Origin of the sequence: Undibacterium sp. Xuan67W (assembly GCF_049340165.1) — a bacterium.
Lineage (GTDB): Bacteria > Pseudomonadota > Gammaproteobacteria > Burkholderiales > Burkholderiaceae_D > Undibacterium.
Genome location: NZ_JBMPPN010000009.1, coordinates 64,237 through 76,839, shown reverse-complemented (window position 1 = coordinate 76,839; position 12,603 = coordinate 64,237). Strand labels below are relative to the sequence as shown.

The following is a 12,603-nucleotide window of genomic DNA, read 5'->3' as shown; positions in this document are numbered from 1 at the left end:
TCATCCCGGGTCTGCTGGCATCACAATGACAACAATGTCGGTTGGAATGTCAACAGTCTCAAGAGGTTTTCTGGAATAATCGATGATGTTCGTCTACAATGAAGCGATAAATTGTGCACCGCACAATTTGCTTTATCGGAAGGATTGCCATGAACGTTTCAGACATATTCCCCAGCGGCAAAGATGGTGAGCCATCCGAACCTAAACCTGCCCCGAAACATACCGTGTTCGTCAAGGAATTATCCGAAAAAGACCGGCGGCGGATTTTGCGTCACTTTCTGGCGCTCAAAGAAAGTGATCGCTTGCTGCGCTTTGGCACCTACCTGCCCGATGAAATGGTGACCAAGTACGTCGAAGGCATCGACTTCTCGCGTGACAAGGTATTCGGCGTCATGAGTGCACACTTCCGTCTGGTCGGTGTGGGTCATCTGGCGTTCGCGCCGAAGCAAGCCGAAGACGAAGTCACGGATAAAGACAAAGTCGCTGAGTTCGGTGTGTCGGTCTCAGAATCCGCACGTGGTAAAGGCGTCGGTTTCAAGCTATTTGAGCGCGGTGCGATTCACTGTCGCAATGCGGATGTCGACACGCTGTACATGCATTGCCTCTCCTCGAACCAGACCATGATCCATATCGCAAAAAAAGCCGGGATGGAAATTCATCGTGAATATGGCGAAGCGGATGCTTATCTCAAGCTATTACCTGCCGACGCCGTCAGCGTTTTAAAAGAGGCCATGCAAGAACAAGTTGCCGCACTGGATTACACGATCAAAGCCAATACCCGCGCTGCAGTCAAATGGTTGGGCAATCTTTCCGGCACTAAAAACGATTGATCTGCATCAAGAATAAACACAAATACCTCGCTCAAATACTTGTTGGATTATGCTGTTTAGTTAGTCGCTGTTGATCATTTGTTATCGAAGGATTGATAACAACATTAACCTAGTAGATACCAGCACGCGCACTATGACTCGGCAACCGACAGACTGCTTGTAAAACAGGGAGAACTATTTTGAGATTGTCATTTCATGGTGCTGACCGCGGCGTCACTGGCTCCTGTCATTTAATTGAGTGTGCAGGCAAATATGTTCTGATCGATTGTGGTATGTATCAGGGTGGGCGCGAACTCAATGAAGAGAATGCGGAACCATTTGGTTTTAATGCTGCCGATATTGATTTCGTTTTATTGACGCACGCGCATCTGGATCATTGCGGACGCTTACCTTTGCTCGTCAAACGTGGGTTTCGTGGCGAGATAATCACAACTGCTGCCAGCCGTGAACTAGCACGCGTGGTCATGCTCGATTCAGCACATCTGCAAGAAGCAGAAGCACAATACCAAGCACGTAAAGGTGCGCGTCGCGGTGAGTCAGGCAAAACGTCACCGTTATACACAACAAATGATGCGTTTCGGTGTTTAGAATTTTTTGGACGTACCGCACAATACGGACAATCGATCAAACTGGGAACGGGCATTGAGGCACGTTTTTTAGACGCTGGACATATTTTAGGATCGGCCAGTATCGTTATCGATCTGGAAGAAGATCGTCAGCATTGCACGGTCGCTTTTTCTGGTGATATTGGTAACGCAGGACGGAAGTTACTGCGTGATCCGGTCGTGCCAGTGCATGCTGACGTCGTCGTGATGGAAACCACCTACGGCGACCGCCTGCATCGCCCGCTTGATGCATCAATTGAGGAACTTTACCAAGCAATTCGCGACACCTTTCAGCGCGGAGGAAATGTTGTAATTCCAAGCTTTGCGCTGGAACGCGCACAAGAACTGCTCTACTACCTCAGAGAAGGCGTTGAGGGCGGCTTGCTTCCTCAATCAATGCAGGTATTTCTTGACTCACCGATGGCGATCTCTGCAACTGCGATTTTTGCACATCATCATGAATGCTATGACGAGAATACAGCTCGCCTGTTCAACAAAGGCCAAGATCCTTTTCATCTGCCCGGACTTCACTTCACCAGAGATACGGCTGACAGCATAGCGATCAACCGCTTCTCCAGCGGAGCGGTCATCATGGCAGGTGCAGGCATGTGCACCGGAGGACGTGTTCGACACCATCTAAAGCATAATTTATGGCGCAAAAATTCCAGTGTTATTTTTGTCGGCTTTGCGTCAAAAGGAACGTTAGCAAGACAAATCATCGATGGTGCAAAAACCGTAAAGATCATGGGTGAGGAGATTGCAGTAAAAGCTACGGTGCATACAATTAGTGGTTTTTCAGCACATGCAGACCGCGATGAATTACTTGCCTGGCATCGCAAGGTCGCACCCGCAAAAACCTTTCTTGTTCATGGCGAAGAGGATGTCATGCGGAACTTCGCACAGTTGCTCGACAATACTGAGGTCTCCATGCCGGCAGGAGGCGAATCATTTGACCTGACTCAAATTGCCCGTCAGAAAGTCTGTCCGCAAGATTGATGGTAGTTTTTTAAGGCAGAAATAAAAGACTTATTGTGTTATCATTTCGCCAACAACACGAAAAAGCCAAAAAGACTCGCATCTCCATTCCATCAGGGACATATTTTCATCATGAGCCAGACGTCAGTACCTACAGGAACACCTAACAACGATAGCCGTCAGTTCATTCTTGAAATGCTGGGTTTTTCTGATGCAGAAAAAACGATGCTGGCATCCACCTTCCGGCTCACGGGACGCAGAAGTTTTTGTTATGCCGAGCCGACGAGTGAAGAAGATCGTACCGACATTTATCTGGTCAACACCGACAATGCCGAGGCAATGCAGGAGCTTGAAAAACGCGCACCGAATATCCATGCGCCCGCAGTACTCATCGGTCGCGATCCAGCGGTTGCTGTCGATTGGCCGCTGATACAAAAACCGATACACTGGATGCGCCTGTTTGGACAGCTGGATGAACTGATGAACGCCGCATTGCAAGAGCGCGGCCGCCGCCAGCAAGGCAGCGAGCAGCATTGGGATGGTCATACCTATCGCCGCACCATCGATAAAAAGCAATTACCCGAAGCCTTATACATTCCGAAAAAAGCCGCAGAATCCGTGCTGGTCGTTGATGACAGCGCGACGGTGCGTGCATTTATGCGCATCAAATTAGCCCCGTTCCACTTCGACGTCGACTACGCTGAAAACGGAGAACAGGCGATTGCGATGACTGAGGTTAAGAAATACACCTGCGTATTTTTAGATATTCTGATGCCGGGAATCGACGGCTATAAAGTCTGCAAACATATCAAGTCGAATGCCGGCACCAAAAATACAGCCGTGGTCATGTTAAGCAGTAAATCCTCTGCCTTCGATAAGTTCCGCGGTAGCTGGGCAGGTTGCGATGCCTATGTCGGCAAACCGGTCGATGAAAACGAATTACTGTCAACAATTGCTAAGTTCTTGCCAAGTGCACGCGAAGCATCGGTGAAACAAACCTCAGCAGTGTAAGCAGTAGGGGCGATATAAGGCGATACAGGAGATATAAATAGTCCCCTGACGACAAAGTCAGCCGCCAGCGTAATCATGATATCAATCAGCTATTCAGTACAGGTAATGCCGTCGTATCCTTAATCTGCTGCAAAGCAAAGCTCGACTTCACGTCGAGTACCGCCGGGTGACGCAGCAGAGTTTCCATCATGAAGCGGGAAAAATGATCCATATTCTCGACATGCACCCGCAGCAGATAATCCATTTCTCCCGTCATCGCATAACACGCAACAATTTCTGGCCATTGCTCTACCGACGCCGCGAAATCATTACGCGGCGAACGTGATGCGCCTTTTCCCGGGGCATCGTTATGCTTCTCCAGACGCACATTCACGTAGGCTAGCAAGCCCAGACCGATCTTGGCCGGTTCCAGCAGAGCGACATATTTGCGGATCACCCCGCTGTCCTCCAGCCGCTTGATACGTCGCAGACACGGTGACGGCGACAGATTGACTCGCTCAGCAACCTCCTGATTGGTTAAGCGTCCGTCAGCCTGTAAAATCGCCAAGATCTTGCGATCAATCTTATCCAAAGGAATCGTTGTCATAGTCTGCCAGTAATTTAATTATCACAGCAATATTATTGCGTAATTTTTGCAATTATTGGGTTATTTTGCAATTTAATGGCGCTAATCAAGAACTATACTGAGAGCTTGATCTATGTCAAAAACTTTGACTTTGATGGCCACCATCCAGCGCACTGGCACAATATTGCTACTGTCGCGCAGATGCTTTGACGATTACTTCAGGAGACAAGCATGACCTTCCAAACTTGGGAAAACCCTATGGGTACCGATGGCTTTGAGTTTATCGAGTACGCAGCACCCGATCCAAAAGCACTCGGTGAATTATTCGTCACCATGGGTTTTACCGCGATTGCCAAACACCGCACCAAGGATGTGACTCTGTACCGTCAAGGTGGCGTGAACTTCATTATCAATGCCGAACCTGATTCTTTTGCGCAAAAATTTGCCCGCAAACATGGCCAGTCAGTTTGCGCATTCGCTTTCCGCGTCAAGGATGCCAATGCCGCCTACAAGCGCGCACTAGATCTGGGTGCCTGGGGCTTCGATAATAAAACCGGCCCTATGGAACTCAATATTCCTGCCATCAAAGGTATCGGCGATTCCCTGATTTATTTCGTTGACCGCTGGCATGGCAAAGATGGCGCAGATGCAGGTGCCATCGGCAATATCAGTATCTATGATGCTGACTTCGTGGCATTGCCTAGCGTGGATTCCAATCCTGTCGGCAAGGGTCTGACGTATATCGACCACCTGACCCACAATGTGCATCGTGGTCGCATGAAGGAATGGGCAGATTTCTATGAAACTCTGTTCAGCTTCCGCGAAATCCGTTACTTCGATATCGCCGGCAAGCACACAGGCCTGAAGTCAAAAGCCATGACTTCACCTTGCGGCAAAATCCGTATTCCGATCAACGAATCTTCGGATGATAAATCCCAGATCGCTGAATACCTGGATCTATACCACGGCGAAGGCGTGCAGCATATCGCGATGGGCACCGACAATATCTATGACACTGTGGGCGGCATGAAAGCCAATGGTGTGGTGTTCCAGGACACCATCGACACATACTATGACCTGGTAGATCGCCGTCTGCCTGGCCACGGTGAAAACCTGGAAGCATTGCGCAAGTTGCGCATTCTGGTGGATGGCAAGAGTACAGAAACATCACGTGAATTGCTGTTGCAGATTTTCACGACCACGGTCATCGGCCCTATCTTCTTTGAAATCATCCAGCGCAAGGGCGACCAAGGTTTTGGCGAAGGTAATTTCCGCGCATTGTTTGAGTCCATAGAACTGGATCAGATCCGTCGTGGCGTTCTCAAAGACGAAAAAGCACCTGCATAATTCAGCAGCTCGTTAAGAGAATACAAGGTCAACCAGATCGACACTCAGTGCGTCGTCTGTTGACCTTTTTTTGTTTGAGGAAAGAGACAACTTCATGACTACTGCAACAGCATTTAATGCTGCATCTAATACCGCACACAATGCCGCTTCTACGACTATTTCGAATGAAGACTTTCTCGCTACCGTCGCCAAAAAATCGGACGGTGCTGCGTTGCGCGGTGATTACAAGCTGGCTGATGCCCAATATGTAGTACAACAGAATTGGGATCGCTATACCGAAGCAGAACACGAACTCTGGCGCAAGCTTTATCAGCGGCAAGAGGCCTTATTACCAGGGCGTGCCTGCAATGAATTCATTGAGGCATTGCATAAGATGGATGCGGCTGGCGGCATACCGGATTTTGAGCAGACCTCCGCAGCACTATTTAAAGCGACTGGCTGGTGTATCGTCGCCGTGCCTGGTTTGATTCCTGAATTTACCTTCTTTGAGCATCTGGCGAACCGCCGTTTTCCAGTCACGGTATGGTTGCGTACGCCGGAAGAATTCAACTACATCGTCGAGCCTGACGTATTCCATGATTACTTCGGCCACGTGCCGATGCTGTTCAATCCGGTGTTTGCCGACTATATGCAGCTGTATGGCAAAGGCGGTTTAAAAGCCATGGGTCTGGGCGGTCTCGATTATCTGGCACGGTTGTATTGGTATACCGTGGAGTTCGGGCTGATCAATACACCGGAAGGCCTGCGCATCTACGGCGCGGGTATTTTGTCGTCCGGTGGTGAAGTAGAATATTGTCTGAACTCCGGCACCACATCACGCCATATTCATCTCGACATACAGCGTTGCCTGCGCACTTTGTACAAAATCGATTCGTATCAGGAAAGCTATTTTGTGATCAACAGCTTCCAGGAATTATTCGACGGTACCGCACCGGATTTCGCACCGTATTACGAAAAATTAAAACAACTTGAGGCGCTACCGGCAGATACCCTGCTCGCAGGTGAGATCGAGTTACTGGCTTAGTCAGTTGATGCGTATCAGTATCCATTGATACGCAAACCCTGTCATAAAACCTAAGGGCACACTGTCTGAACAGTGCGCCCTCAATTGAGTCAGACTGAATGTATCCTCGGGGAATCACTACTTCGGAAACATATATTCCACTGCTGTCTTGGACATTCCCTTATCGCTATGCCCCACCCCGGCGACTGTCAGTAGTTCCCATTTCAAGGGCGCATTGAGTGTCGCAGCCACATCTTTTGCCGTCTTCATAAAATTCTGCCCGCGTTCAAACCGGTTTTTACCTTCTGCCCGGGCTTGAGGCGAATTAGGAACGTGTCCACCTGATTCCTGCAAATCATCTTCACCCAGCATCACAACCAGACGACGTGAAAAAACCGTGGCGAGCTGCGTTTCGCTGACGACGTCCTTATCCAGACTCATCGGGAAGCGCGCCTGACTCCACGTGGGATAAACCGGCATCGTGTAACTGCCCGCATTAGCAGAAAACGCCACCTCCACTCTTGGCGATGGCATGAAGATCATGAAACGATGGACGAACTGTGCACCTGCCGAATGACCATACAAATAATAGGTGGGCGTGCTCAGTGATTCACGTTGACGCAGCTCATCAAACAAATGTTCAATGACCCAGAAACTCCATTGTGCGTGGTTAGAATTCGTCACATTCCCGAACTGATAAGCGGCACTGGGAAAATATCGCTCAGCAAACTCGGGGACGACTAACAGAAACTGATATTTCTCTGCATATGCTTTCCAGGCGTTACGATAATCCTCACCATTACGCTTAGTGCCGTGCATCACGAACAATACTTTAGTCTGCGCATTGAGCGTCGCCGGTTTGTAGTACCAGACCGTGACCGGTTTATCCGGCGCGCTTAACGTGTCGGTAAAACTGAAACTATTGCTGCCGCCAGCTAAGGGATCTGCTGCAACGCTGCCAGATGAAAGAGAAAAAAGTAAGACCATTAAGCCGGTGAAATGAGTGAACATGTGAGTGAGTGCGCGTCGCATTATTCTTCGATTCCTTCTTCAAATAATCCATCGTCTGGCAGGACTGATATGGCTCAACTAGTAATTTAGCCAGCCGATCAGCAATAAGTAAGCCAGTTAATACACGCTCGGCACACCAGGTGGTCTGGTCTTAAATCGCTTATGCGCCCAAAAATATTCTGCCGGTGCTTTCAGGATTTCTGCCTCGATGTAGTCGTTCATCATGCGTGTCGCGGCGATGATGTCATCGCCAGGATAATCAAGCCAGGGCTCACGGAAACTGACTTTCCATCCCTGATAATCAGGCAGCATCGTCGCAATGACCGGAATCACTTTGGCATGTGTAGTGGCGGCGATTCTGGCGACCGCCGTCAGGGTAGCTGCGGGCACACCGAAGAAGGGAATAAACTCCGCATCTTTAGGCCCAAAATCCATATCCGGCAGCATGAAAAACGGCAAACCCTCGCGCATCGCGCGAATGATGGGCTTAACACCCTCGGCACGAGAAAACAACTTCACCGGACGAAAACGTGAGCGCCCTTTACGTAAAGCCTGATCAAAAACTTGATTGCGTTGCTCGGTATAAATCGAGCACAGGGACGACTCCAGCATCACTGCAACACCGGCGACATCCAGGCTGACAAAATGTGGGCACAGCAAAATCGTCGGCCCGTCCTGAACACTCACCAGCGGCACGGCTGGGTCAACCTGAATTAATTTCTTTAAACGTTTTTCTGAAGCCCACCACAAGATGCCGCGTTCCAGCACGCTGCGGGTATAGGCCTGAAAATGCTGTCGTGCGAGTTTGACGCGCTCTTCCTCACTGAGATGCGGTAAACACAGTCGTAAGTTCGTCAGCGTGATATGACGGCGCGATTTGATCACACGAAACAACAGGCTCCCAACAGCATCGCCAAAGCGTCCCAGCACTGGCAACGGCAACCAGTGCATTACCCACATAAATCCCAGAACAAATCTCATGTGCGCTCCTTTGCCACATCGGTAGAAACGGCCGAAGTCACCGGTGCAGCGACACCCTGCGGGATTTTGTAGCGGTTATAGCTCCAGAAATACTGCGCGGGCTTACGGGCAATCAGTTTTTCCATCGCCACATTGATCGCCTCTGCTTGTTGCGTGGCGTCTTCGCCCAACACTTCATCAAACGCGACAAAGCGCACCACATACCCGCGACCATGGGGCAAACGTTCAGCATACGTCAATATCAACGGAGCACCCGTCATCGTATGCAATTTGGCCGAGAGCGTCATGGTATAGGCAGGCTTGCCAAAAAATCTGGCCCAGACCCCTTCACCCTCTTGCGGCACCTGATCGGGCAGCAAGCCAATCGCTTCTCCCTTCTTTAAGGCTTTTGCCATGGTACGGACACCAGATAAATTTGCTGGCGCGAGGATAAGATTATCGCGAGCTCTGGCGCCTTCAATTAAGGGCTTCAAGGCAGCTTTGCGCGGAGGTCTGTACAACGCGGTTAATCGGGTTCTGGCGGCAATCGCCTGCGCAATGATTTCAAAACAACCGAGATGTGGCGTCAGCAAAATCACGCCTTTTCTGGCATCAAGCGCAGCCTGAACCAGCTCCCAGTTTTCAACCGTCGCGGTACGCAATACACGCTCTGGGTCAGCGCACCAGATGAACGGCAACTCCATGATATTTTTACCCGCCTCGCGCACCGCGGAGGACGTATCAGCAACAAAACCGGCGCGGCTGATGTTTTCTTGCAAACGACGACGATAAGAGCCGGACGCCATATAGACCAGCCAGCCCAGACTTGCACCTATAGCATGCAAGACAGGCAATGAAAAAATAGACAGGAAGCGAAATAAAGCAACGAGCATGATGCATCTCAAGTCGGAGAGAAAAAATTAGAGGCGGAATTTCCAGCGATTAGACACGACCTCAAGAAGAAGCGTAAAATATCACACAATGTGTAAAGCCTATTGCAAAATTAAGCTAGTTAGACGCGCCGACGAAGACAGCACATACTGTGCGGCTAGTCGGTGTAACAACGCCAGATTCAATTTGCAATAGGCTTTATGTAAGAACCGCCGAGTTAACAGACAACTTGCGAGGCGGTATACAAGTTCCGCTAAAGCGTCGCAGGTTCTCTTTCCGACTGCGGCATGTTTAATACGGTCATTTTTTACAAGGAGCCTGCGATGGCTAATGATTTTCTCTTCACCTCTGAATCGGTCTCTGAAGGACATCCCGACAAAGTCGCCGATCAAATCTCCGATGCAATCCTCGACGCGATCTTTGAACAAGATCCGCTCTCCCGCGTCGCTGCTGAAACACTGACAAATACTGGCCTGGTCGTATTGGCTGGCGAAATCACTACCAACGCCAACGTCGATTACATCCAGGTCGCACGCGATACCATCAAGCGCATCGGCTACGACAATACCGAGTATGGTATTGATTACAAAGGCTGTGCAGTTCTCGTGGCCTACGACAAACAATCCAATGACATCGCGCAAGGCGTCGATCATGCGTCCGACGACCATCTGAATACCGGTGCGGGTGACCAGGGCCTGATGTTTGGTTATGCCTGCGACGAAACGCCGGAACTCATGCCAGCGCCGATCTACTATGCTCACCGTCTGGTAGAGCGTCAGGCCCAATTGCGTAAGGATGGCCGTCTGCCTTTCTTACGTCCGGATGCCAAGAGCCAGGTCACGATGCGTTATGTCGATGGCAAGCCGCACAGTATCGATACCGTCGTATTGTCCACACAGCACAGCCCGGATCAAAGCGATGGCAGCAAGATGAAGCCGTCCTTTATCGAAGCGGTGATTGAAGAAATCATCAAACCGGTCTTGCCAAAAGACTGGCTCAAAGACACCAAATACCTGATCAACCCGACTGGTCGCTTTGTCATTGGTGGTCCTCAAGGTGATTGCGGCCTGACAGGTCGTAAGATTATTGTTGATACCTACGGCGGTGCGTGCCCGCATGGTGGTGGCGCATTCTCCGGTAAAGACCCTACAAAAGTTGACCGCTCTGCCGCCTACGCAGCACGCTATGTCGCTAAAAATATCGTCGCTGCCGGTCTGGCCAAACAATGCCAGATTCAGGTCGCTTATGCGATTGGCGTTGCACGCCCGATGAATGTCACGGTGTATACCGAAGGCACGGGCGTGATTCCGGATGAGCAAATCGCCGCTCTGGTGAATGAGTATTTTGATCTGCGTCCAAAAGGCATCATCCAGATGCTGGATCTGCTGCGTCCGATTTATTCCAAGACGGCAGCGTATGGTCACTTCGGTCGTGAAGAGCCGGAATTCACTTGGGAACGCACGGACAAAGCCGTGTTGTTACGCAAGGCAGCCGGACTCTGATCATCTTGTTTGTATCGTTTTGACCGTTGTAGTACGCGCTTGAATATGGATTGAAGTATGCAATGCCGGGCCCCGTTGTTGTCTCAAGTAATACCTAGGGAAGCGCAGATTGATTCGAGAAGCGCAACATCACATTTTTTTACGAAACACGTCGCGAAGCAGCAAGATCATCGCTGCTGGACGAAAAAATGTGATGCCCCCGGCTCATCGTCTGGCCTTGCATGCGTTGGTCTGGTAGTCCTGATGTCTGCTGTATCCATGTGGTCGCCGCATGCTCTGGCGACCACAACGCCCCCAATCGCCGTACCATCCAAAATCAGCAAACCCGTCACCGACTGGTGCACACCGCTGGTGGCGCGCTTGCCCAAAATTTCTGACAGCGATTGCCGCAATAGTAAAGTACAGCCAGCAGGAGCGAATTCTGCCAATGGCTTTCCAATTCTGGTGCGTGATATCGCAGCGGATCCACGTCGCAAGCAAGCATTAAAAGTGTTGCTGCTAGGCGGCATTCATGGTGACGAACAAACCGCGTCGGCAATCGTATTCAAGTGGATGGAAGTGATGCATAAACCGGCAGCGCAAGAATTCCAGTGGAAGGTTGCGCCCGTCGTCAATCCTGATGGCTTGCTAGCCGCCAAACCGATGCGCGTCAATGCGCGTGGCGTCGATCTGAACCGCAATTTTCCTACGCCTAACTGGCAACAGGATGCGCCACGCTACTGGGCGAAAACAACACGCAGCGATCCGCGTCGCTTCCCCGGCAAGGCCCCCATTTCAGAGCCTGAGAGCCGCTGGGTCTACGACACGATAGAAAAATTTAAACCCGATGTCATCATCTCGGTACACGCACCGTTTGGCGTACTCGACTTCGACGGCCCGGTTACCCCTCCGCGCCGCTTTGGCCGCCTAATCTACAACCGGGTCGGCGTCTATCCCGGCTCACTCGGTAACTACAGCGGTCTGCACAAAGACATCCCGGTTGTCACCATCGAATTACCGAACGCCACCGTGATGCCAGCGGATGCCGAGGTGCAACGCATCTGGCTAGATATGTTGGGCTGGATCAAGCGTAACGTTCCTGCGCAAGCCAAACTCGCGCAACGATAACTCGTCGGAAGCATATACTCCCCCCGATTTTTAAAAAATAGGGCTTACTCCGCACTGTTTATCTAGTGAATTAAAAATACTGGTATAGAGTATATTAAAATTTGACTACACTGGCTCTGCCCACATGCGTAGCAGATTGTGATAATTGCCCGTCAATTGCAGCACCGCCTGAGTATCTGCACCGCTTGCCGTCAGTTGTTGAATACTGCTATCCAGACTGAATAACAAAGCCCGCTGCGCGTCGTCCCTGATCATACTTTGCACCCAGAAAAACGATGCCAGCCTGACGCCGGACGTCACCGGCGTCACCTGATGTACGCTGGTAGACGGATAAAGCACCATATGTCCGGCGGGCAGCTTGACGCTGTGCGTGCCGTAGGTATCAACGATCTGCAACTCACCGCCTTCGTACTCATCAGGATCCGATAAAAATAACGTCGCTGAGATATCCGTACGAATTTTTTTCCCGGTGCCGGGCAACAGCCGTACCGCGTTGTCGATGTGACGACCAAAATGCTGCCCCCCACCATAAAGATTAAACATCGGCGGATACACCACCGCTGGCAGTGCAGCGCTGATAAATTGCGGATGGCGTTCCAGCATCGCCAGAATCAGATCACCGAGGGCAAGTGCTTCTGGACGCTCTTCTGGCAATTGCAAATTATGCTTGACCTGACTACCCTGATAACCAGCACTCGCCAGCCCGTCAACCCATTGCGCCTGATTGAGCTGATCACGAGCAAAATTGATTTGATCAAGACTAAGTACGTCGGGAATAGCGAGCAGCATGATGGTG

12 protein-coding genes are annotated in these 12,603 nt (G+C 50.6%); 7 read left to right on the top strand and 5 right to left on the bottom strand.

The window, feature by feature from the left end; all coding sequences use genetic code 11:
- Positions 1 to 149: 149 nt before the first annotated feature.
- From ACO0LE_RS10185 to ACO0LE_RS10175, 3 genes are all read left to right on the top strand, one after another.
- Positions 150 to 830: a GNAT family N-acetyltransferase gene (locus tag ACO0LE_RS10185; protein WP_422960257.1), complete on the top strand. Its 681-nt coding sequence runs from the start codon at positions 150 to 152 to the stop codon at positions 828 to 830.
- 179 nt (positions 831 to 1,009) lie between these two features.
- Entirely contained in the window at positions 1,010 to 2,431 is a 1,422-nt protein-coding gene (locus tag ACO0LE_RS10180) for an MBL fold metallo-hydrolase RNA specificity domain-containing protein (protein WP_422960256.1), read from the top strand.
- A 111-nt stretch (positions 2,432 to 2,542) separates the two neighbouring features.
- The gene (locus tag ACO0LE_RS10175) at positions 2,543 to 3,421 is read left to right on the top strand and encodes a response regulator (protein ID WP_422960255.1); all 879 of its coding nucleotides are present in this window, start codon (positions 2,543 to 2,545) and stop codon (positions 3,419 to 3,421) included.
- A gap of 85 nt (positions 3,422 to 3,506) precedes the next feature.
- Here the strand turns inward: ACO0LE_RS10175 and ACO0LE_RS10170 are convergent, their stop codons facing one another.
- The gene (locus ACO0LE_RS10170; RefSeq protein ID WP_422960254.1) at positions 3,507 to 4,007 is read right to left on the bottom strand and encodes an Lrp/AsnC family transcriptional regulator; all 501 of its coding nucleotides are present in this window, start codon (positions 4,005 to 4,007) and stop codon (positions 3,507 to 3,509) included.
- A 210-nt stretch (positions 4,008 to 4,217) separates the two neighbouring features.
- Here ACO0LE_RS10170 and hppD point away from each other — a divergent pair, with 210 nt between their 5' ends.
- Positions 4,218 to 5,333 carry a 4-hydroxyphenylpyruvate dioxygenase gene (gene hppD, locus ACO0LE_RS10165; RefSeq protein ID WP_422960253.1) on the top strand — a complete coding sequence of 372 codons (1,116 nt, stop codon included), beginning with the start codon at positions 4,218 to 4,220 and terminating at the stop codon, positions 5,331 to 5,333.
- A 94-nt stretch (positions 5,334 to 5,427) separates the two neighbouring features.
- Positions 5,428 to 6,357 (top strand): phenylalanine 4-monooxygenase, encoded by a 930-nt coding sequence (gene phhA / locus ACO0LE_RS10160; RefSeq protein WP_422960252.1) that lies wholly within the window; start codon positions 5,428 to 5,430, stop codon positions 6,355 to 6,357.
- A 117-nt stretch (positions 6,358 to 6,474) separates the two neighbouring features.
- On the opposite strand, the gene ACO0LE_RS10155 is transcribed toward phhA, so the two are convergent.
- From ACO0LE_RS10155 to ACO0LE_RS10145, 3 genes are all read right to left on the bottom strand, one after another.
- Positions 6,475 to 7,347: a hypothetical protein gene (locus tag ACO0LE_RS10155; RefSeq protein ID WP_422960251.1), complete on the bottom strand. Its 873-nt coding sequence runs from the start codon at positions 7,345 to 7,347 to the stop codon at positions 6,475 to 6,477.
- 117 nt (positions 7,348 to 7,464) lie between these two features.
- Entirely contained in the window at positions 7,465 to 8,328 is an 864-nt protein-coding gene (locus ACO0LE_RS10150) for a lipid A biosynthesis acyltransferase (protein ID WP_422960250.1), read from the bottom strand.
- Positions 8,325 to 9,200 (bottom strand): lysophospholipid acyltransferase family protein, encoded by an 876-nt coding sequence (locus tag ACO0LE_RS10145; protein WP_422960249.1) that lies wholly within the window; start codon positions 9,198 to 9,200, stop codon positions 8,325 to 8,327. Before ACO0LE_RS10145 ends, ACO0LE_RS10150 begins: the two co-directional genes overlap by 4 nt.
- A gap of 321 nt (positions 9,201 to 9,521) precedes the next feature.
- On the opposite strand from ACO0LE_RS10145, the gene metK reads away from it, so the two are divergent.
- Positions 9,522 to 10,700, top strand: coding sequence for a methionine adenosyltransferase (metK, locus tag ACO0LE_RS10140; protein ID WP_422960248.1), 1,179 nt, complete (start codon positions 9,522 to 9,524; stop codon positions 10,698 to 10,700).
- Between the two features lie 243 nt (positions 10,701 to 10,943).
- Complete coding sequence (locus ACO0LE_RS10135) at positions 10,944 to 11,807, top strand: M14 family zinc carboxypeptidase (RefSeq protein ID WP_422960247.1); 864 nt, start codon at positions 10,944 to 10,946, stop codon at positions 11,805 to 11,807.
- Positions 11,808 to 11,912: 105 nt separating this feature from the next.
- On the opposite strand, the gene ACO0LE_RS10130 is transcribed toward ACO0LE_RS10135, so the two are convergent.
- Positions 11,913 to 12,596, bottom strand: coding sequence for a Fe2+-dependent dioxygenase (locus tag ACO0LE_RS10130; RefSeq protein ID WP_422960246.1), 684 nt, complete (start codon positions 12,594 to 12,596; stop codon positions 11,913 to 11,915).
- Between the last annotated feature and the right edge of the window lie 7 nt (positions 12,597 to 12,603).